The following is a 20,317-nucleotide window of genomic DNA, read 5'->3' as shown; positions in this document are numbered from 1 at the left end:
CCGCCGAACCGGTCCCGAGACCGGCGGAGCCGGTGAGGCCGAGCAGTGCCGCCATACCCGCGGATCCGGTGCCGAGTACGGTGCCCGCACCCAGACCGGCGGAACCCACTGCGGCGGAACCCGTTCCGAGCGCGGCGGAACCCGTGGTCAGGGCGGCGGAACCGGAGCCGACGACCACCGAACCGGCTCCCGCGCCCGCCGAGCCGAGGGCGGCCCCGGCCGAGCCGGTGGCGGCGGAGCCGGTACCCAGGGCGGCGGAACCCGTTCCGCCGACGGCGGATCCGGTGGCGGCGGAGCCCACGCCCGCCGAGCCGGTGGCGGCCGAGCCGATTCCGGCCGAGCCGATTCCGGCCGAGCCGGTGCCGAGCAGTGCGCCGACCAGATCCCACGGACCGGCGGCGGGAGTCGGCTCCAGGGGTGCTTGGACGGGCTGCGGTTCGGGCGCGGGTTCGAGGTCGATGCCGCCGGGTTGGGCCAGGGCCGCCATGGGCCCGAGCAGCGTCGTACCGGCGACCATCCCGGCCACCGCCACTATGCGCAAGGTGCGACCAACACTCACGCGACAGCCTTCCCCTCATCGGTTTTACTGCGCAGTCCAATCGCCCGGTCGCCCCGATTGCCGGACCTTTGCGGAACGCGGGTCATGCTACCGACAACCCACCCACCCCGCACAACTCTTCCCGGCATTAGGGGCTGCAACCAACCGTACGTCCACCCCCGCCCCGACACGCCGAATATCACAAACCGCCCCAGGACAATTCGGGCGTAACACCCGCACCACCGCGCAGCTCACCCCACCCGGCGCGCCATTGTGAGACTGCCTGGTCCGCACGCGACCGATTGGTTTGCTGTGTCGGAAACGAAAGAGGTTGCGGGAGAGTGGTCCACCATAGCCGCCAGCACGAAATGTGATGATGGACACAAACAAACGTCGCCGGTACCCCGCGAGCGGTACCGGCGACGTGAGATCTACGAGTGCTATGCCCCGTAGACCGGCTCGGGTTCGGTGGCCTTGCTCAGCAGATCGCGAACGACCGGACCGAGCTCGGCGGGCTCCCAGCGCGCACCGCGATCCACCGAGACGCCGTGCCGCCACCCGTCGGCGACGGTCACCTTGCCGCCCTCGACCTCGAACATGCGACCGGTGACACCGGCGGAGTCCGCACTGCCCAGCCAGACCACCAGGGGTGAGACATTCTCCGGCGCCATGGCGTCGAAACCGTCCTCCGGGGCCGCCATCATGTCGGCGAAGACGGTTTCGGTCATGCGGGTGCGCGCGGCGGGCGCGATGGCGTTGACGGTGATGCCGTAGCGCGCGAACTCCGCCGCCGCGGTCAGGGTCAGGCCCGCGATACCGGACTTGGCGGCGGCGTAGTTGCCTTGGCCGACACTGCCGAGCAGACCCGCGCCGGAACTGGTGTTGATGATGCGCGCCTCGGGCCGACGCCCTGCCTTGGATTCGTTGCGCCAGTACTCGGCGGCATGCCGCATGGGCGCGAAATGGCCCTTGAGATGGACCTTGATCACGGCGTCCCACTCGTCCTCGCCGAGATTCACCAGCATCCGGTCCCGCACGATGCCCGCATTGTTGACCAGCACGTCGAGGCGGCCGAAGGTTTCGACGGCGGTGGCGATCAGGCGGCGCGCACCCTCCCAGTCGGAGATGTCGTCACCGTTGACCACGGCCTCGCCGCCGAGCGCCTTGATCTCCTCGACCACCTGCGCGGCCGGGGAATCGGGGCTGGGCGCACCGTCCAGTTCGGCTCCGAGGTCGTTCACCACGACCTCGGCCCCGGCGGCGGCGAAGGCGAGGGCGTGCGCGCGGCCGATGCCCCGGCCCGCACCGGTCACGATGACCACACGGCCGTCGCAGATCTTGTTGTCCGTCATATCGATACCTCTGTGTCAGAAGAGTTGAGGATCGGGGGCCCAGCCCCCGCGCCCCCGATGGAAGAGCGGTGCCGACCGACCAGGGGCCCAGCCCCCGCGCCCCCGGCGGCAGTGCGGTTCTCGGGCTCCCACCCGGCTAGCCCCCCGCTGCCGAGGGCACCTCGGCGGTGGAGGCGTCCAGGAAGGCGGGTTTCTCGCCGCCGCCGTGGACCAGCAGGGTGCCGCCGCTGATGTAGGAGGCCAGCGGGGAGGCCAGGAAGGCGGCGGAGCGGCCGATGTCCTCGGGGGTGGCCAGGCGCTGCAGCGGGACGGTGCCGCTCACCGCGGCGATGCCGTCGTCGTCGCCGTAGTGCAGGTGGGAGCTCTCGGTCTCGACCATGCCGCAGATGACCGAATTGATCCGCACCCTGGGTGCCCATTCGACGGCGAGCGACGAAACCAGGCTGTCCACACCGGCTTTCGCGGCACCATAGGCGGCGGTGCCGGGCGAGGGCCGGTGCCCGCTGACGCTGGAGATCATCACGATGGAACCGCCGCCGCGCTGTCGCTGCATCACCTCGTTGGCGGCCTGCGACACCAGCAGCGGCGCGAGCAGGTTCAACTGCACGATCTTCGAGTGGAAGTTGGCGCTGGCGGCGGCGGCCAGCGCGAAGGGCGCGCCACCGGCATTGTTCACCACGGTGTCGAGCCGCCCGTACTTCACCACGAGGGTGTCGACGAGTTTCCGCACCGAATCCGGATCGCGCACATCGCACGGCAGGAAGTCGATCGCCCGGCCGTCCACCTCGACGGGCGCATCCGCGGGGCGGCGCGCACAGGCCACCACGGTCGCGCCGGCCTCCAGGAAAACCCGGCTGATCCCGGCTCCGACGCCGCGCACACCGCCGGTCACCAGGACGACGGAGCCGGAGAGGTTCACTTCGATTGCCACCGTGCTAACCTACCAAGCACTTGCTTGTTTTGCCAACGATGGGACATTCGATGGGGATCAACCGTCACACCGAATCCGACGGCGTGGAAGTCGTCACTGTCGACTACCCGCCGGTCAACGCCCTGCCCTCGGATGGCTGGTTCGCCCTGGCCGACGCCGTCCGCGAGGCGGGGCGCGACCAGAACACCCGGGTGGTGGTGCTGCGCGCCGAGGGGCGCGGATTCAACGCGGGCGTGGACATCAAGGAGATGAACCGCGACACCGGGCACACCGCCCTGATCCGCGCCAACCACGGCTGCTTCGAAGCCTTCGCCGCCGTCTACGACTGCGAGGTCCCCGTCGTGACCGCCGTGAACGGCTTCTGCCTCGGCGGCGGTATCGGCCTGGTCGGCAACTCCGACGTCATCGTGGCCTCCGACGACGCCACCTTCGGCCTGCCCGAGGTGGATCGCGGTGCGCTCGGCGCGGCCACCCATCTGGCACGCCTGGTCCCCCAGCACCTGATGCGCACCATGTTCTACACCGCCGGCACCCTCACCGCGCAGCAGCTGTACCACTACGGCTCCGTCTACAAGGTGGTGCCGCGGCCCGAACTCGACGCCGCCGCGATGGAGGTCGCCAAGAACATCGCCAACAAGGACGGCCGGGTCATCCGCGCCGCCAAGCGGGCGTTGAACGGCATCGACGTGCAGGACGTGCACCGCTCCTACCGCTACGAGCAGGGCTTCACCATGGAACTCAATCTCGCGGGCGTGGCCGACGAGATCCGGGCGCGCTTCGACGACGATCTGGCCGCGCAGAAGAAGGGGAAGTAGCAGCCATGCGCGACAAGCGAATGTCGCTGGACGACGTGGTCGGCGAACTGCGCAGCGGAATGACCATCGGCCTCGGCGGCTGGGGCTCCCGGCGCAAGCCCATGGCCTTCGTGCGGGCACTGCTGCGGTCGGACATCACCGATCTGACCGTGGTCAGCTACGGCGGGCCGGACCTGGGTCTGCTGTGCTCGGCGGGCAAGGTGCGCAAGGCGTACTACGGCTTCGTCTCCCTGGACTCCGCGCCGTTCTACGATCCGTGGTTCGCCAAGGCGCGCACCGAGGGCGCGATCACCGTGCGGGAGATGGACGAGGGCATGGTGAAATGCGGCCTGCAGGCCGCCGCCGCCCGCCTGCCGTTCCTGCCCATCCGGGCCGGATTGGGCTCGGCCGTCCTGGATTTCTGGGAGGGCGAGTTGAAGACGGTCGACTCCCCCTACCCGACCGACGGCAAGACCGAGACCCTGGTCGCCATGCCCGCACTCGACCTGGACGCCTCCTTCGTCCATCTGGACCTGGGCGACAAGCACGGCAATGCCGCCTACACCGGCGTCGATCCCTACTTCGACGATCTGTACGCACTGGCGGCGCAGCGCCGGTACCTCTCGGTGGATCGACTCGTGGACACCGACGAGCTGGTGAAAGCCGTTCCGCAGCAAGCGATCATCCTCAACCGCATGATGGTCGACGGCGTGGTCGAGGCCCCGGGCGGCGCGCACTTCACCTTCTCGGGCAGCTACGGCCGCGACGAGCGGTTCCAGCGCCACTACGTGGAGGCCGCCAAGACGCCCGCATCGTGGGCCGAGTTCAGGGCGCGCTACCTGGACGTCTCCGAGGACGAATACCAGTCCGCCGTCCGCGCTTTCGCCGAGGAGCAGAAATGAATACCACCGCCGCCACCACCGTCACCCGGGCCGAGGTCTGCGTCGTCGCGGCGGCCGAGATCTTCCGCGGCGCGGGCGAGATCATGGCCAGCCCCATGTCCACCGTCACCACCATCGGCGCGCGGCTGGCACGGCTGACCTTCGAGCCGGATCTGCTGCTCTCCGACGGTGAGGCGCTGTTGCTCGCCGAGGTTCCGCCCATCGGGGGCAAGGCGCCCATCGAGGGCTGGATTCCGTTCTCCAAGGTGTTCGACGTGGTGGCCTCGGGTCGCCGTCATGTGGTCATGGGCGCGAATCAGCTGGACAGGTACGGCAATCAGAACCTGTCGGCCTTCGGTCCGCTGCAACGCCCGACCCGGCAGATGTTCGGGGTGCGCGGCGCTCCCGGCAACACCATCAACCACGCCACCAGCTACTTCGTGCCCAAGCACAGCAAGCGGGTGTTCTGCGAGAGCGTCGACATCGTCTCCGGGATCGGCTACGACAGGATCGATCCGGAGAATCCGGCCTACCGGTTCCACCATCTGCACCGGGTGGTGTCGAACCTGGGCGTCTTCGACTTCGGCGGACCCGCGCACACGCTGCGCGCGCTGTCGCTGCATCCGGGCGTCACCGCCGACGAGGTCGCCGAGAACACCTCCTTCGAGATCGCCGGTCTGGCCGAGGCGGGCGAAACCCGGCTGCCCACCGAGGAGGAACTGCGGATCATTCGAACGGTGCTGGATCCCAAGGGTTTCCGGGAGAAGGAAGTGACATCGTGACCGCCCGGCTGCGCACACCACTGACCGAACTGGTCGGCATCGAACACCCCATCGTGCAGACCGGGATGGGCTGGGTCGCCGGCCCCGGCCTGGTCTCGGCCACCGCCAATGCGGGCGGCCTGGGCATTCTGGCCTCGGCCACCATGACCTTCGCCGAGCTGGAAGCGGCCATCGCCAAGACCAAGGCGCAGACCACCAAACCGTTCGGCGTGAATATCCGCGCCGACGCCGGCGACGCCCCCGAACGCATCGAACTGCTCATTCGCGAGGGGGTGCGGGTCGCCTCCTTCGCCCTCGCACCCAAGCAGGAGCTCATCGCGCGGCTGAAAGACGCCGGTGTGGTGGTGGTTCCGTCCATCGGCGCGGCCAAGCACGCGGTGAAGGTGGCGAAGTGGGGTGCGGACGCGGTGATCGTGCAGGGCGGCGAGGGCGGCGGGCACACCGGCCCGGTCGCCACCACCCTGCTGCTGCCCTCGGTGCTCGACGCGGTGGACATTCCCGTGGTCGCCGGCGGCGGCTTCTTCGACGGGCGCGGGCTGGCGGCGGCGCTGTCCTACGGCGCGGCCGGGGTCGCCATGGGCACCCGCTTCCTGCTCACCCAGGAGAGCAGCGTGCCGGACGCGGTGAAACAGGAGTATCTGCGGCGCGGACTCCAGGACACCGTGGTCTCCACCAAGGTCGACGGCATGCCGCACCGGGTGCTCAATACCGAACTGGTGCAGCGGCTGGAACATTCGGGCCGAACCCGCGGGTTCGTCGCCGCGGCGGCGAACGCGCTGAAGTTCAAGGGCATGACCGGCATGACATGGTCGACCATCGTCAAGGACGGTCTGGCCATGCGCAAGCACAAGGACCTCACCTGGTCGCAGGTCATCATGGCGGCCAATACCCCCATGCTGCTGAAAGCCGGTCTGGTGGAGGGCAATACGCAGGCGGGTGTGCTGGCCGCGGGCCAGGTCACCGGCATCATCGAGGACCTCCCCACGGTCGCGGACCTCATCGACCGCATCATCGACGACACGGTCGCCCGCATCGACGACCTGAACTCCTACCGCGTCACCGACCCCGAATCCGCGACCGCCTGACCCCGCGCGTCACGGCCCGTACCCGTGACCCCCCGATCCGCGCGGCAGACACGATTCGCCGCGCAACCCGACGGATCCGGACCATCCCGTCCGATCCGCGGTGCGACCACCACCTACGGTCGCGCGAGCCGCCCCCGGTTCCTCTCGCCCGGGGGCGGCCTTCGCGCTTTTCAGCGGACCGGGCAACACCCGGGAGCCGCAAATCGCGACCCACGGTGACACGCTCGCGCCAACGTCGAGACGAACGTTGGTAAGGGCTGGAGTGCTTCTCGTGACCGTTCGACGGCCAGCTCACCGGGCTGCGGTGACGGTTCGGCTTCGCTCTCGGCCCCGGCTCCTTCCGTCTGTCGGTGCGGACTCGGTGCGACACTGCCCCTGCGTGCGGTCGATATCGCTGGCGCACACTGTTCACGGTGGGAGCGGCAGGGTTGCGGACGCGGGGTCGCCGCGCCCCGGAATCTGGAGAATGGCGGTGTGCGCGTAGATGTGCTGGGGCCGCTCCGGGTGGAGGTGGACGGCCGGACCGTCGCGGTGGGCGGTGCGCGGTTGCGGGCGCTGGTGACGCGGTTGGCGTTGGACGCGGGACGTGTCGTAGGGGCCGCGGCGCTGGTCGAGGCGTTGTGGGCGGACGGGGTACCCGAGCATCCGGCGGCGGCTTTGCAGTCGGCGGTATCGCGACTGCGCAGAACACTGCCGGAGGCGGTGGTGTGTGCGGAGGCGGGCGGGTACCGGCTCGACATTCCTGCCGACGCCGTGGACGCGGTCCGCTTCGAGACGCTGGCGGGAGAAGGGCGGCGCGCGCTGCGGGCGGGGCGGGCGGCGGCGGCCGAGGAGCTGCTCACCAGGGCATTGGCGCTGTGGCGCGGGGAGCCGCTGGCCGATGTCGCCCGGCTGCCGTTCGCGACCGCGCCCATCGCACGGCTGGCCGAAGTGCGGCGGCAGGCCGTCGAGGACCGTGCCGAAGCGCGACTGGGCCGCGCCGACCCGGCGCTGCTGTCGGCCGAACTACGCGAACTCGTCGCCGCCGATCCGCTGCGGGAGCGTCCACGGGTACTGCTGATCAGGTCCCTCGCGCACGGCGGCCGCCAGGCCGAGGCCCTGGCCGCCTACGAGGCATACCGCGCCGTGCTCGCCGAAGAGCTCGGCGTGGACCCACCTCCCGAACTACGCGAGCTGCATCTGCGACTGCTGCGCGGCAACCCGCCACTCGACACGCACCCGCCCACCGAACCACGCGAGCCACACCCGCGACCGCCGCGCGGTGTCCCGATGCCGGGCGCGGGAAGCGCGGCCGGGCGGGTGGGCGGCAACCTTCGCGCTCCCCTGACCAGCTGTATCGGCCGCGTCACCGAACGGCGTGAGGTTGCCGAGCGGTTGCGCGACGGCCGCCTGACCACACTGGTCGGTCCGGGTGGGGTGGGCAAGACCAGGCTCGCCGTGACCGCCGCCGCCGAGGTGTCCGGCACCGTGTGGATCGTGGATCTGGCCGCCGCGGCGGAGCCCGACGATCTGCCGCGGCTGGTCGCGCGAACGCTCGGCATCCGGGAGCAGGGGGATATCTCGGCACGGGTGGCCGAGGCCCTGTCGGGCCCGGGGACGCTGCTCATCCTGGACGGCTGTGAACACGTCGTCGGCGCGGCCGCCCGGCTGGCGGACGAGGCGCTCGGCCGCTGTCCCTCCCTGCGAATACTCGCCACCAGCCGCGAACCGCTGGGAATCACCGGCGAGCTGATCTATCCTGTGCGCCCGCTCGACCCGGCCTCCGCCGCAGCGCTTTTCATGGAGAGAGCGCGGGCGGTCCAGCCCGATTTCACGACCGATCCCGACGTCGAACGGATCTGTCGCCTGCTGGACGGCCTGCCGCTGGCGATCGAGCTGGCCGCCGTACGCCTGCGGTCCATGTCCCTGGCGACCCTGGTCGACCGCCTGGACGACCGATTTCGCGTTCTGACCGCCGGTAGCCGCACCGCGCCGCCCAGGCACCGCACGCTGGGGGCGGTGGTGGCGTGGAGCTGGGACCTGCTCACCGATGCCGAACGCGCTGCGGCGGAACAGGTCTCGGTCTTTTCCGCGAGTTTCACGGTCGAGGCCGCCGAATATGTGGGCCTGACCGTGGACCTGCTGCACGGCCTGGTGGACAAGTCGCTGCTGACCTTCGACACCGGCCGTTTCCGCATGCTGGACACCATTCGCGAGTACGGGCGGAAGCGGTTGGCCGATACCGGCCGTCTGCGCACCGCGCGCAGGAACCATGCCGCTTGCTATCTGGACCTGGCCGAACGCGCGGAACCGCACCTGCGCGGCTCCGGCCAGCTCCCCTGGCTCACCCGCCTGACCGCGGAACGCGAGAACCTGGACGCCGCACTGAGTTTCGCCACCGCCAGCGGCGATACCGACACCGCCCTGCGGTTGGCGGCGGCGCTGGGCATGTTCTGGACGGTCCACGGTGACCATGCCGCCGCGACCACACGGTTGCGCGCGGCTCTGCGCCTACCCGGCGCGGGACCCGGCAACGCGCGAGCACGCGCACATACCGCGCTCCTGCTCAATGCCGTATTCGCCGGTACCCCGGCCGAAACCGCCGCCGCGGAACCCGAAATGCCCACCGGAGCGGAGAACGGTTCCACGCCCGGCAATCCGCCGACACTCGCCGCATCCGCCCACACCGCCGTCGATCCCGAGCGTGATCTCACGACCGCCACCGGTTCCGCGACGGTTACCGATCTCGTTGTCGAGACCGAACTGCCGGACCCCTACGCCGTTCTCGTCCGCGCCCTGCGGGCGCTGTGCGGCGGCGACTTCGCGGCCGGTGTCACGGCGGTGGAACCCAATCTGGCGCAAGCTGATTTGTGGCTGCGCGGCATGAGCTGGCTGGTGCGCTCGCTGCTGCACGGCGCGGCGGGCGATATCGATCGCGGCAGCAGCGATCTCGTCGAAGCCGTGGCCGGATTCCGGGCGGCCGGAGAGCGGTGGGGGCTGTCGCTGTCGCTGATGTCCCGGGCGAGCGTACTGATCACCGCAGGCACGGAACTCGACGCCGCGCTCGGCATGCTGGACGAGGCGACGACGCTCGCCCGGGAACTCGGCACCCATGACGGGCAGCGGGTGTGGCTCGCCATGGTGCGCATCGACGCCGGTGATCCCGCCGGTGCGCGCACACAGCTGCTCGAGACGCTGGACCGTGCGGCCGCACCGCGCGACCACGCCCTCGCACGCGTCGGCCTCGCCACCCTGGCCCGTTACGATGGCGATCTGGACGCGGCCCGGCGACAGCTCGACTTGGCCGAACCGCATTGCGCCGCACCGCCGGAACGCGCCCTCTACGCCACCGCCACCGGATTCCTCGACGCGGCGCTCGGCGATCTCGACACCGCCGAGCGCCACCTGTCGCAGGCGCGCGACCTCGCCGCAGCCATGCCGGACCCGCCGATGCTCGCCCTGGTGGCGGTCGGCTCGGCGGAATTGCGCTGGCGGCGCGGCGATCCGCGCGGGGCCGCCCAACTGCTCGGCATCGCCGACGCCATCCGCGGCGGGCCGAACTCGGGCAATCCCGATATCGCGCGGCTGCGGCTCCGGCTCGGCGAGCACGGTCACGAGTACGAGGCCGATTACGCGCGCGGCCGCACCCTGGATCGCGCACGGGCGTTGGCGGCACTCGGGTTCGCCGACTGAGCGCGGGGATTCGGCCGAGTGCGGATCGCTGGCCGAGCGCCCGGTCCCGGGCAGGCGCGGGGCCGCCAGCGACTCAGACGGCGTTGGCGGTGCACACCACGGTGTGCACCCACGCACCACTCAACTCGGAGGAGCCGAAGCTGGCCAGTGGCGCGGTGGGCGTGTACTCGCCCAGGCTGGAATATGCCTTGTCCTCGGCCGCCTTTCGGGTCGGACCGCTCGCGGCGGCGAAGCCGTCGTTGCTTTCGACGATGACCCCGCACCCGTTGACCCACGACAGCCAGATCTCGCAGTCGTCCGCACCACAGTCCTCGAGGGCGATCTGCTCGGCCGTTTCGTAGCTCGACGTGTTGACACCAACGCCGGACTGCCATGTCAACGAACTGAAGGCGATCGAGGCGTACTGATCTCCTGCCGCATTGGCGGCGCCGGCACCGGCCAGCGATCCCACAACCAACCCAGCGGCGGCCATGAAGCCGCCGATCTTGCTCATCTTGCTCACTACGCTGTGTTCCTCACTCAAAAGCAACTCCGGTTTCGGAGCTACCGAGATCATCCACGAGACGGTTGTGATTCACACTTCGTGGCGCAATGCGGGTGGGATCATTCACATCTCGGCCGGTGTCCCGATCATGGACGCGAGCTGTCAGCGCGGACATGCTCTCGTTCGCGTTTCGCCAGGAACTCCGTACGGCAACCGTCACAGCAGAACGCGTACAGCTCGCCGTCCAATTCCACTGTGGGAGTGTGCTCGTCGAGCGGTACCAGCACACCGCACAGCGGATCACGCAGTGCCCGACCGGCTTCGGCGTCATCACGGTAGGGATCACTGAGCATGTCGACGAGATCGGTGGAGGACACGGCCCTGCCGAGCATGCCGATACTGCCCTCGGTCACACCGATCACGTGCACCTGCACGGTGGGGAGACGGTAGGGCAGCTCCGAGTCGTCGAACTCGTCGGCGATGATCCGGGTCGCATACGAGATCAGGGTTTCGCTCAGATCCTTGCGCCACGGCCCCGGCACCGAGATGCGGACCAGGCAGCGCGGCGCATCCGTCGCCGCCAACTCGTTCTCGGCCACCACCCAGGTCTCCGGCTCGTGCACCACCACCTGGAACATCTCGGCGTAGACCGCCGCCGAGCGGGGAGCCATCCGCTCCCCCGTCCCGTCACCGTCGCCCAGTTCCTCGATCGTGCCGAGCCGCTGCGCCACCCGGCGCCGCCGCTCGGGGTCGAGAGCTCCACGGGATACGAACAATTCGATGAACATCATCGTCACAGCACCTCCTGGCTCGACCATGCCGGTGGGCGCTGTCGGATGACTGTCATCCCGCTGTCGGCGGGCGGCTACCGGGTGGGCGGCTCGTCGTAGGAGGAGGTGCCCTCGTCCAGCAGCGGCTCCTCCACCTTGAAATGCGCCGGGGCGAACAGGCGCAGCACGTGGTAGCCGGTGATCACGACAATGGTGCCCAGCGCGATGCCGGAGAGGGTGAAGTTCTCGGTGATCTCCATGCTCACATTGCCGATGCCGATGATCAGGCCCGCGGCGCACGGCACCAGGTTGAGCGGATTGCGCAGATCGACCTTGGCATTGGTCCAGATCTGCGCGCCGAGCAGGCCGATCATGCCGTACAGGATGACGGTGATGCCGCCGAGCACACCGCCTGGAATGGCGGCGACCACCGCGCCGAACTTGGGGCACAGGCCGAACAGCAGCGCGAACAGGGCCGCCGCCCAGTAGGCGGCCGTCGAATAGACGCGGGTGGCGGCCATGACGCCGATGTTCTCGGAGTAGGTGGTGTTGGGCGGGCCGCCGAAACCGGTGGAGAGCATGGAGGCCGCACCGTCGGCGGCGATGGCGGTGCCGAGTTTGCCGTCCAGATCGTCGCCGGTCATCTCGCCGACGGCCTTGACGTGGCCGACATTCTCGGCGACCAGCGCGATGACCACGGGCAGCGCGACCAGGATCGCCGACAGCTCGAAGGCCGGGGCGTGGAAGTCCGGCAGGCCGATCCAGGCGGCGTCGGCCACCCCGGACAGATCCAGCCGCCAGTGCTCGGAGACCGCCCCGCTGCCGTCGGCGGAGGTGATCGGGCCGAGAATCCGGTCCAGCACCCACGACAGGCCGTAGCCGAACAGCAGCCCCAGGAAGATCGCGATGCGCGCCCAGAAGCCACGCAGCGCGACGACCGCCAGACCGGTGAACAGCATGGTGAGCAGCGCCGTCCACTGGTCCTGCGGCCAGTAGGTGGAGGCGGTGACCGGCGCCAGGTTGAAGCCGATGAGCATGACCACCGCGCCGGTGACCACCGGCGGCATGGCGGCGTGGATGATGCCCGCACCGAACCTGCGCACCGCCAGACCGATGAGGAACAGGGCCGCGCCGACCGCCAGGCAGGCGCCGGTAATGGTGGCTATGCTGCCGCCGTCGGCCTTGATCACCGCGGCCACGCCCACGAACGAGAGCGAACAGCCCAGGTAGCTGGGCACCTTGCCGCGGGTGGCGAGCAGGAAGATGGCGGTGGCGACGCCGGACATCATGATGGCGAGGTTCGGGTCCAGCCCCATCAGCACCGGGGCCACGAAGCTCGCGCCGAACATGGCGACCACATGCTGGGCGCCGAGCCCGAAGGTGCGCGGCCACGACAACCGCTCATCGGGCTTGACGACCGCGCCCGGGGCGGGAGTCCGCCCGTCGCCGTGCAGCGTCCAACGCACGCCGAGGTCCATACTCACTCCGCTTTCTACGGGTCCGAACAATGCTGCGAGCATCGTAGGCGAGCAAACGCTCGGCTTCGCGCCACGGCGGAGGGGCGGCGTCCGACACCGGGAGGCCCGACCCCCGCGAGCGTGGATGAGACTTCGACGTGCGCACCCGGCCGGGAGCCGACGATCGGCGACGAGCAACCGGTCCCGCTGCGGCGGGCTAGAGGCCGTAACGCCGTCGGATGTGTGAGGGTAGGGCGTGCGGGTTCTCGTCGGTGAGGTCGAGGTCTTCACCGGGAAGTTGCCGCGGGTGGCGGGGTGCGGGTCGGGCGGGCCGCTGCGTCGGTGGGTTGGGCTGCGCCTCGATCTCGATGAAGTGGTGCAGCGCCGCGGCAACGGTCGGGTCGGTGACCAATTCCCGGCGCAGGTTCACAACCTGGTCGGCGGCCTGCCGTAGGGCTTCGGTGTGCGCGGCCGAAATCGCCTGTGCCAGCACCGGATCGGCGAGCTCGAGAGCGGTGATGCGGCCATCGGCGGCGACCTCGATCCGAATCCCGGCCGACACCGCCGTTCCGCGCACCCGCTCGATCCCGTCCTGCACGCGGCGGGCCGTGCGGGCGATCTCCTCGAACCGTCCGGCCGCCGATGCCGACATGCCGACCTCACCTCCCGCGTCCGTGACGGCCACACCATCGCGCGATCGGCATCGTTCTCACGCTTCACGTTCCTGCGCGGCTCAGATCACAACGTGACTCGGGTCGCACGGTCCATGGTGGTCGATCCGGCGCTCGTCGGGGGCGCATCGGGTGTTCTCGCACCGGTTTCAGGAAGCCGGGTTCGGGGTTCCGTCGAAGTAGCGCTGCACCGTGGGGCCGAGCCAGGTGACGAGTTCGTCGGCGCTCATGGCTACCACCGGGGGCAGGCGCAAGACGTAGCGGCACAGGGCGACGCCGAGCATTTGGGTGGCGATGAGGCCCGCGCGGGTGATCGCGTCGGCCGGTGCGGCGCCGCGCGCCACGATCATGGGCACCACCTGGCCGCCGAACACCTCGCGCATCTTCTGGGCCGCACCGTCGTTGGTGACCGCGGCGCGCAGCAGGGCGGCGAGGGATTCGTCGGCGTCCCACCGCTGGACGGCGAAGGACATCAGGGCCGTGCCAAGGTCGGCGGCGGGGACGTCGGCGAAGTCCGGGAGGCGGAGGTCGATTTCGGCGGCCAGGGCGAACAGTTTGTCCTTGGAGCCGTAGTAGCGCATCACCATGGCCGGGTCGATGCCGGCGTCGGCCGCGATGGCGCGAATGGTGGCGCGGTCGTAGCCGTCACGGGCGAAGCGTTCGCGCGCGGCGGTGAGGATCGCGGCCCGAGTCGCGTCGGACCGTCTGGTTCGTTCCGCAGTCATGTCAACAAGTGTAGGCCAACAAGTGTTGACCAAACGCCGTCGTGGCTCTATCGTTGTCAACAAGCGTTGGCCAACAGATGTTGACCCAATAAAGACCTTTGGAGGACATGATGATTCCCGAAAAGACCGATGTCCTGGTGATCGGCGGCGGACCCACCGGACTCATGCTCGCCGGGGATCTCGCGCGAGCGGGCGTCGCGGTGACCCTGGTGGAGAAGCACGCACACGGCTCGGAACTCACCCGCGCGTTCGGCGTGCACGCCCGCACCCTGGAGCAGTTCGACGCCCGCGGCATCGCGGACGAGGTGCGCACCGGCGGAGCCACCCTGGACAAGCTGCGGCTGTTCGAACACGCCGTGGTCGATCTGGGCAAGCTGCTCGACAGCCGCTTCCCCTACCTGCTCATCACCCCGCAGACCCACGTCGAGGACGTGCTGCGCAAGCGCGCGCTGGAGGCGGGAGCGAACCTGGTGACCGCCGCCGAGCTGATCACCTTCACCGACACCGGTGACGGCGTCGACGCCGAGGTGCGCCACCAGGATTCGGTCCACCCCGTGCGGGCGCGGTACCTGGTGGGCGCGGACGGCTACCACAGCCGGGTGCGCGAAACCCTCGGCCTGGAGTTCCCCGGCAAGTCGGTGCTGAAGTCCATCACGCTGGCCGACGTCCAGCTCAGCGAACCGCCCCAGGATGTGCTGGCGGTCAACGGTGTCGGCGACGCCTTCGCCTTCATCGCGCCCTTCGGCGACGGCTGGTACCGCATCTTCGCCTGGAACCGTCGCAATCAGGTGCCCGACAGCGAACCGGTGACGCTGGAGGAACTGCGCGAGGTCGTCACCCGGGCGCTCGGCACCGACTTCGGCATGCACAGCCCGCGCTGGCTCTCGCGCTTCCACAGCGACGAGCGGCAGGTCGAGTCCTACCGGGTCGGCCGGGTGTTCCTGGCCGGCGATGCGGCGCACGTGCATTCACCCGCCGGCGGTCAAGGTATGAACACCGGCATCCAGGACGCCGCCAATCTGGGCTGGAAGCTCGCCGCGGCCGTGCAGGGCTGGGCTCCGGAGGGCCTGCTGGACACCTACCACGCCGAACGGCATCCGGTCGGCGCGGAGGTGCTGCGCAGCAGCGGCGCCATCATCCGCGCGGCCATGCTGGAATCCAAGCTCGGGCAGCTGGTGCGCAACACCCTGGCCGGTGGCGCGCTGTCGCTGCCGCCCGTCGCACACAAGGTGGCCGGATCGCTGTCGGGCATCGGGTTCGCCTATCCGCGCAGGCACGGTACGGATCACCTGGTGGGCACCCGCGCCGCGGATATCGAGCTCACCGACGGCCGGCTCTACGAGGCGCTGCGCGACGGCAAGTTCGTGCTGGTCACCGCCGCCGCGACGGCGGTGCACGGGCAGGACGACCGCGTCCGGATCGCCGTCGCCGCGGACCCCGACCAGCGGCCCATGCTGGTCCGCCCGGACGGCTACATCGCCTGGGTCGGAGCCCGGGGCGCCGTGGATCTGGATGCGGCACTGGCGGATTGGATCCACTGAGTCAGGACCGGATCCGGATCTGCGACATCATGTCGTGGTCGGCGTGGTCGAGATTGTGGCAGTGCCAGACGTAGCCGCGAATCTCCGGAGCCGCCACGGAATGTCCACCGTGCATGCCGCCGGGTGCGATCGCCTCCGCACCCGGCGGCACACGCAGTGCGGCATCCGGATCGAAGCCCAGCTCCGCCACCGACGGCCAGTGCACCAGCACCCGGGTGATGGTGTCGGTCGGACACTCCACCGTGTCCTTCCAGCCGTATTCCCATGGCGGTGGCAGCTGCTGGGGGCCGAGCGCGTACGGATCGGCCGACGGAGCCCAGCGAATTCCGAAGGCGGGCGGCAGATTCGACCACCAGTAGGCCGAGGTGAGAATGGGCTGCCGCCCGAGCACCCGCATCCGCGCCAGATGGATGTGGATGGGATGGTCGAAGGGCGTGCAGTTCACGATGTCCCACTGCTCCACCGATCCCGCCCGCGCCCGGTCGATGTCCTCGGTGAGGAACGGCAGATTGTTCTGCGACATCATGGTCGGGAAGACGGCGGCCGCGCGCGAATCGTCGTTGAGTCCGAGCAGCGTCATGGTGCGCACCGACTCCGGAACCGGCACCGGCGCAAGCGGTTCCGGTAGTCCCGGACCACCGCGCAGCACCGGCGGCACGACCGCGGGCGGCCCGCTCCCGGCCACCGCGAACCGCATGATGGGCCGCAGCTCCGGCACCATGAACACGGTATTGCCGAGATCGTTGTAGGCGGTGTTGATCAGGTCCACGGTCTCGCCGTCGCGCATGCCGCTGAAATCGACGAGCAGGTCCACCCGCTCCCCGGGGCTGACGCGAATGGACGGCGTCGCAACCGGCGCGTCCAGCAGTCCGAGATCGGTGCCGATGGCCCACAGCGGCAGCCCGTTGGTGAGCTCGAAAATATAAGGGCGCGAATTGGACCCGTTGAGCAGCCGGAACCGGTACAGGGTGCGGCGCACCGCCAGGCGCGGCCAGACCACCCCGTTCACGCACGCCACGTCACCCAACTGCCCGGACTGGTTGTAGCCCTCGGGAATGTAGATCCCCACCATGGGCTGGATGCTCCCGTCCGGGTTGAAGGTGCGGTCCTGCACGATCAGCGGGATCTCGAACTCCCCGGCGGGCAGTCCGAGCGGATTGTCCGCCGCTCCGGTGTCGAATTCGTCCCGCACGTAATACATTCCGGCCAGCCCCGCTTGGATATTGAGGCGGGTGATTCCCATGGCGTGATCGTGATACCACAGCGTGGCGGCCTCCTGGCGGTTGCTCGGCTCGTAGCTGGCACGGCCACCGTTGCGCCAGGTGACGAGCGGATGCCCGTCGGCGTCCGGGGCGTTCGCGCCGCCGTGCACGTGCACCGTCATGCGGGGATCGGTGCGATCCAGCTCGGTGACGCCGTGCATGGTGAGGTCCACGTGCGAGGCGAGCACATGGGTGCCGAGTTCATTGCGAAAGCTGATGCGAGCCGGGCGATCTCGCCAGGCTTCCAGATTCGGTCCCAGATACGCCCGGTCGTAGCCCCAGGTGCGGGTTTCCGGCAGGTCGCGATGGAAGCGGTGCGTCCCCGACCGGGCCGCGAAGTTCCCGGCGGCGGGGCGGGTCTCCGGAATCGGCAGGGCGTCCACGAAGGGTTGCAGGGGCGGTGAGTGATAGTTGAGCGGCGTGATGGGCGGCGGCGGAATCGGGGGCACCGGCAGCGGTGCGGGCGGCAGCGGGACCGGGGCACCCGCCGCGGGCACGGCGAAGCCCGATGCGGCGATACCGAGAGCCCCCATCAGGAACCCCCGTCTGGGCAGGTTCTCACTCATGACCACACCGATTCTGCGCCGCGGCACCCGAGAGAGACCGAGGCTCTGGCGTTTTCGTTATCCAACAGACTCATCGGCCCCGACACCGCCGCCATTACCAGCCGAAACGGCGGACGCCGCGCACCCGAGGGTGCACGGCGTCCGAATGCGACCGACGGTCAGCCCAGGCGTTCGATGATCGTCACATTGGCGGTGCCGCCGCCCTCGCAGATGGTGAGCATCCCGTAGCGGCCGTTCACCCGCTCCAACTCGTTGAGCAGCGAGGCGAACAGCTTCGCACCGGTCGCGCCGAGCGGATGGCCGAGCGCGATCGCGCCGCCGTTGACGTTCACCTTCTCCGGATCGGCCCCGGTCTCTTCGATCCACGCCAGCACCACCGACGCGAATGCCTCGTTGATCTCGATGACATCCATGTCGTCGATGGTCAGCCCGGTCTGCTCCAGCGCCCACCTGGTGGCCGGAATGGGCGCGGTGAGCATGAGGATCGGATCCGCGCCGCGGGCGCTCACGTGGTGGATGCGGGCGCGCGGGGTGAGGCCGTACTCCTGTACCGCCCACTCCGAGGCCAGCAGGGTGGCGCTCGCGCCGTCGGAGATCTGGCTGGCCACCGCCGCGGTGATGCGGCTGCCCTCGGCGAGCGGCTTCAGGCCCGCCATCTTCTCCATGCTGGTCTCGCGCGGACCCTCGTCGATCCAGAAGTCGCCGACCGGCACGATCTCGCGGTCGAACTTGCCCTCGACGATGGCCTTGCGGGCGCGGTCGTGGCTGCGCAGCGCCCACGCCTCCATCGCCTCGCGGGAGATGTCCCACTTCTCGGCGATCATGTTCGCGGAATTGAACTGCGACACCTCACCGGTGCCGTAGCGGTGATCCCAGCCCTGCGCGCCGACGAAGGGCGCGTCGAAGCCGTACTGCTGGCCCGCGAGCATGGCGGCCGAGATCGGAATGGCGCTCATGTTCTGCACCCCGCCCGCCACGATCACCTCGGCGGTGCCGGACATGACGGCCTGCGCACCGAAGGTGATGGCCTGCTGCGAGGACCCGCACTGGCGGTCGACGGTGACGCCCGGCACCGATTCCGGGTAGCCGGCGGCCAGCCAGGCGGTGCGGGCGATATTGCCCGCCTGCGGGCCGATGGTGTCGCAGCAGCCGAAGACCACGTCGTCGACCGCCACCGGGTCGATAGCGCTGCGGCCCAGCAGGCCCTGGATCGCCGCCGCGCCCAGGTCGGCCGGGTGCACTTCGGCCAGCGCGCCGCCGCGCTTGCCGACCGGGGTGCGCACGGCGTCGATCACGTACGCCTCGCGCATGGGGGCGTACCGGCGGCGGGTGGGTGCAGACATGAAGAACTCCTACTTGCTGGGCTGTTCGGGATTGGTCAGCCCGTCGAGCACGATGGTCAGATACTGCTTGGCCAGGCTGTCGACCGTGATGCGGCCGCCGGGGCGGTACCAGCGCACGGACACCCAGACGGTGTCACGCAGGAACCGGTAGGCCAGTTCGATATCCAGTTCCGGCCGGAAGCTGCCGTCGGCGACGCCGTTGGTCAGCACCCGGTGCCACAGCTCCCGGAACTCTTTGTTGTATTCCTCGATGTAGCCGAAACGCGGTGTGCCGCTGAGGCGTTTGGCCTCGGCCTGATAGATGGCCACTGCGGCGTGCGATCGGTCGAACGATTCGTACGACGCGATCACCAGGGCTTCCAAGGTGTCGCGGGTGGGCAGGCCCGCGTCGACGATCTCCCGGTAGCGGCCGAAGAGGTCGTCGAGGAAGCCGCGCAGGATTTCGTCCACCATCGCTTCCTTGGAATCGAAGTGGTGGTAGAGACTCCCCGATAGAATCCCCGCCGCGTCGGCGATATCGCGGACCGTGGTGGCGCGCAGGCCCCGCTCGGCGAAGAGATCGGCGGCCAGGCCCAGCAGCTCGCTGCGACGTGCTGATTTGGAGGGGTCAGGTGGTGGGGTCACCTCGCCAATATACAACCAAGCATTTGCTTGGTCGAGTCAGCGCACCGAGTAGCGCAGCGGCGAGGCGACCGACAGGTCGGCCAACAGGCGGTCACAGATGACTATGGGCGAGATTCCGGCTCGGGCCATGCGGGCCACCAGGGCGAGACGACGTTCGGGGCTGTCCCATTCGACCGTGAGTGGATCGCGGCCCGGGCCCGCGTCCACGGTGGCCATGACCCGGGGGACACCGCCGTCGCCGCGTTCCTCACTGAGCTTGAGCACCATGCCGCGCTGCCAGGCGCGGTAGGTCTCCATATCCGCACCCACCACCAGCTTGTCGGTGGCGGCACACAGCCCCTCGGCGATGCCATCGGCGAAAGCCACATTGTCGTAATGGAATTGACGGCAGCGCCGCACCACCTCCAGCAGATCCGCCCGGACCTCGCACAGCAGGGCGGTGCGTTTGTGGCGGCGGCGCGCCTCCTCGCTGTCGCCGAAGGAGGCGCGGGACAGGCCGATTCGCCGCGCCCGTTCGCGATCACGGGCGAGATCGTGGCGGAGCGCGCCACGCGGATCGCGGGTGACGTCGTCCTCCGCCACCGCATGCTGTTCGAGAATTCGCGCCGCGCGCATGGCGGTGGCGCGTTCGGAGTCGTGGTCCAGTAATTCCGCTCCCAGTGTGAGAGCGGCGAGTACCGCATTGTCGATACGGCGGCGCGCGAGTACCACCTCGCGCACCAGCTCGAGTTCCAGTTCTTCCTGGGCTTGTTGTCGCTGATCCCGACCCATGGGTCGCGCCCTTCGACGTGTGGCATCGGCCTAAACCAGGATTGCACACCGAGCGCATGGGCGCGCCA

Annotated in this window: 17 protein-coding genes and 1 pseudogene; 6 read left to right on the top strand and 12 right to left on the bottom strand. The window is 69.6% G+C overall.

The features are described 5' to 3' along the window. From ON31_RS03425 to ON31_RS03410, 3 genes and pseudogenes are all read right to left on the bottom strand, one after another. Positions 1 to 559 (bottom strand): annotated as a pseudogene (locus tag ON31_RS03425) (hypothetical protein); the annotation flags it as partial. A 419-nt stretch (positions 560 to 978) separates the two neighbouring features. Further along, complete coding sequence (locus ON31_RS03420) at positions 979 to 1,890, bottom strand: SDR family oxidoreductase (protein ID WP_039809091.1); 912 nt, start codon at positions 1,888 to 1,890, stop codon at positions 979 to 981. Positions 1,891 to 2,026: 136 nt separating this feature from the next. Beyond that, complete coding sequence (locus ON31_RS03410) at positions 2,027 to 2,821, bottom strand: SDR family oxidoreductase (RefSeq protein ID WP_370450383.1); 795 nt, start codon at positions 2,819 to 2,821, stop codon at positions 2,027 to 2,029. 50 nt (positions 2,822 to 2,871) lie between these two features. On the opposite strand from ON31_RS03410, the gene ON31_RS03405 reads away from it, so the two are divergent. The 5 genes from ON31_RS03405 (at position 2,872) to ON31_RS37220 (ending at position 10,035) form a co-directional block, all read left to right on the top strand. Continuing rightward, positions 2,872 to 3,636: an enoyl-CoA hydratase family protein gene (locus ON31_RS03405; protein WP_039809088.1), complete on the top strand. Its 765-nt coding sequence runs from the start codon at positions 2,872 to 2,874 to the stop codon at positions 3,634 to 3,636. Between the two features lie 5 nt (positions 3,637 to 3,641). Further along, positions 3,642 to 4,517, top strand: a complete 876-nt coding sequence (locus ON31_RS03400; protein ID WP_039809086.1) for a CoA transferase subunit A — start codon at positions 3,642 to 3,644, stop codon at positions 4,515 to 4,517. Continuing rightward, a complete protein-coding gene (locus tag ON31_RS03395; RefSeq protein ID WP_039809085.1) occupies positions 4,514 to 5,278 on the top strand; it encodes a CoA-transferase subunit beta in 765 nt (254 codons plus the stop codon). Before ON31_RS03400 ends, ON31_RS03395 begins: the two co-directional genes overlap by 4 nt. Beyond that, positions 5,275 to 6,363, top strand: a complete 1,089-nt coding sequence (locus tag ON31_RS03390; protein WP_039809083.1) for an NAD(P)H-dependent flavin oxidoreductase — start codon at positions 5,275 to 5,277, stop codon at positions 6,361 to 6,363. Before ON31_RS03395 ends, ON31_RS03390 begins: the two co-directional genes overlap by 4 nt. A gap of 474 nt (positions 6,364 to 6,837) precedes the next feature. Beyond that, positions 6,838 to 10,035 carry an AfsR/SARP family transcriptional regulator gene (locus ON31_RS37220; protein ID WP_039809081.1) on the top strand — a complete coding sequence of 1,066 codons (3,198 nt, stop codon included), beginning with the start codon at positions 6,838 to 6,840 and terminating at the stop codon, positions 10,033 to 10,035. 73 nt (positions 10,036 to 10,108) lie between these two features. Here ON31_RS37220 and ON31_RS03380 read toward each other — a convergent pair whose 3' ends face one another. From ON31_RS03380 to ON31_RS03360, 5 genes are all read right to left on the bottom strand, one after another. After that, entirely contained in the window at positions 10,109 to 10,528 is a 420-nt protein-coding gene (locus ON31_RS03380) for a DUF4189 domain-containing protein (RefSeq protein ID WP_039809172.1), read from the bottom strand. Positions 10,529 to 10,665: 137 nt separating this feature from the next. Next, the gene (locus tag ON31_RS03375; RefSeq protein ID WP_200881264.1) at positions 10,666 to 11,316 is read right to left on the bottom strand and encodes a hypothetical protein; all 651 of its coding nucleotides are present in this window, start codon (positions 11,314 to 11,316) and stop codon (positions 10,666 to 10,668) included. A 68-nt stretch (positions 11,317 to 11,384) separates the two neighbouring features. After that, complete coding sequence (locus ON31_RS03370) at positions 11,385 to 12,767, bottom strand: uracil-xanthine permease family protein (protein ID WP_029925382.1); 1,383 nt, start codon at positions 12,765 to 12,767, stop codon at positions 11,385 to 11,387. A gap of 196 nt (positions 12,768 to 12,963) precedes the next feature. Beyond that, positions 12,964 to 13,398: a YbaB/EbfC family nucleoid-associated protein gene (locus tag ON31_RS03365; RefSeq protein WP_147287030.1), complete on the bottom strand. Its 435-nt coding sequence runs from the start codon at positions 13,396 to 13,398 to the stop codon at positions 12,964 to 12,966. 168 nt (positions 13,399 to 13,566) lie between these two features. Then, positions 13,567 to 14,142: a TetR/AcrR family transcriptional regulator gene (locus tag ON31_RS03360; protein WP_039809077.1), complete on the bottom strand. Its 576-nt coding sequence runs from the start codon at positions 14,140 to 14,142 to the stop codon at positions 13,567 to 13,569. Between the two features lie 107 nt (positions 14,143 to 14,249). Between ON31_RS03360 and ON31_RS03355 the strand changes: the two genes are divergently transcribed. Beyond that, positions 14,250 to 15,683, top strand: a complete 1,434-nt coding sequence (locus tag ON31_RS03355; RefSeq protein WP_169334995.1) for an FAD-dependent monooxygenase — start codon at positions 14,250 to 14,252, stop codon at positions 15,681 to 15,683. A gap of 1 nt (position 15,684) precedes the next feature. Here ON31_RS03355 and ON31_RS03350 read toward each other — a convergent pair whose 3' ends face one another. The 4 genes from ON31_RS03350 to ON31_RS03335 all read right to left on the bottom strand — a co-directional run bounded on the left by ON31_RS03350 (position 15,685) and on the right by ON31_RS03335 (position 20,249). Further along, the gene (locus ON31_RS03350) at positions 15,685 to 17,511 is read right to left on the bottom strand and encodes a multicopper oxidase family protein (protein ID WP_039809170.1); all 1,827 of its coding nucleotides are present in this window, start codon (positions 17,509 to 17,511) and stop codon (positions 15,685 to 15,687) included. Positions 17,512 to 17,669: 158 nt separating this feature from the next. Beyond that, positions 17,670 to 18,821, bottom strand: coding sequence for an acetyl-CoA C-acetyltransferase (locus tag ON31_RS03345; RefSeq protein WP_039809075.1), 1,152 nt, complete (start codon positions 18,819 to 18,821; stop codon positions 17,670 to 17,672). A 42-nt stretch (positions 18,822 to 18,863) separates the two neighbouring features. Next, positions 18,864 to 19,478, bottom strand: a complete 615-nt coding sequence (locus ON31_RS03340; RefSeq protein WP_029925372.1) for a TetR/AcrR family transcriptional regulator — start codon at positions 19,476 to 19,478, stop codon at positions 18,864 to 18,866. Positions 19,479 to 19,514: 36 nt separating this feature from the next. Beyond that, a complete protein-coding gene (locus ON31_RS03335) occupies positions 19,515 to 20,249 on the bottom strand; it encodes a hypothetical protein (protein WP_039809073.1) in 735 nt (244 codons plus the stop codon). Between the last annotated feature and the right edge of the window lie 68 nt (positions 20,250 to 20,317).

Origin of the sequence: Nocardia otitidiscaviarum NBRC 14405, from assembly GCF_000308635.1 — a bacterium.
Classification (GTDB): Bacteria; Actinomycetota; Actinomycetes; order Mycobacteriales; family Mycobacteriaceae; genus Nocardia; species Nocardia otitidiscaviarum.
The sequence above is the reverse complement of the archived record's forward strand: the minus strand, read 5'-3'. Positions and strand labels throughout refer to the sequence as shown.

Excerpts from the sequence above, each read along its gene's own strand:
- ON31_RS03420 (WP_039809091.1), bottom strand. The coding sequence starts at position 1,890 with ATGACGGACAACAAGATCTGCGACGGCCGTGTGGTCATCGTGACCGGT.
- ON31_RS03405 (WP_039809088.1), top strand. The coding sequence starts at position 2,872 with ATGGGGATCAACCGTCACACCGAATCCGACGGCGTGGAAGTCGTCACT.
- ON31_RS03400 (WP_039809086.1), top strand. The coding sequence starts at position 3,642 with ATGCGCGACAAGCGAATGTCGCTGGACGACGTGGTCGGCGAACTGCGC.
- ON31_RS03395 (WP_039809085.1), top strand. The coding sequence starts at position 4,514 with ATGAATACCACCGCCGCCACCACCGTCACCCGGGCCGAGGTCTGCGTC.
- ON31_RS03380 (WP_039809172.1), bottom strand. The coding sequence starts at position 10,528 with ATGAGCAAGATCGGCGGCTTCATGGCCGCCGCTGGGTTGGTTGTGGGA.
- ON31_RS03370 (WP_029925382.1), bottom strand. The coding sequence starts at position 12,767 with ATGGACCTCGGCGTGCGTTGGACGCTGCACGGCGACGGGCGGACTCCC.
- ON31_RS03365 (WP_147287030.1), bottom strand. The coding sequence starts at position 13,398 with ATGTCGGCATCGGCGGCCGGACGGTTCGAGGAGATCGCCCGCACGGCC.
- ON31_RS03360 (WP_039809077.1), bottom strand. The coding sequence starts at position 14,142 with ATGACTGCGGAACGAACCAGACGGTCCGACGCGACTCGGGCCGCGATC.
- ON31_RS03355 (WP_169334995.1), top strand. The coding sequence starts at position 14,250 with ATGATGATTCCCGAAAAGACCGATGTCCTGGTGATCGGCGGCGGACCC.
- ON31_RS03350 (WP_039809170.1), bottom strand. The coding sequence starts at position 17,511 with ATGAGTGAGAACCTGCCCAGACGGGGGTTCCTGATGGGGGCTCTCGGT.
- ON31_RS03345 (WP_039809075.1), bottom strand. The coding sequence starts at position 18,821 with ATGCGCGAGGCGTACGTGATCGACGCCGTGCGCACCCCGGTCGGCAAG.
- ON31_RS03335 (WP_039809073.1), bottom strand. The coding sequence starts at position 20,249 with ATGGGTCGGGATCAGCGACAACAAGCCCAGGAAGAACTGGAACTCGAG.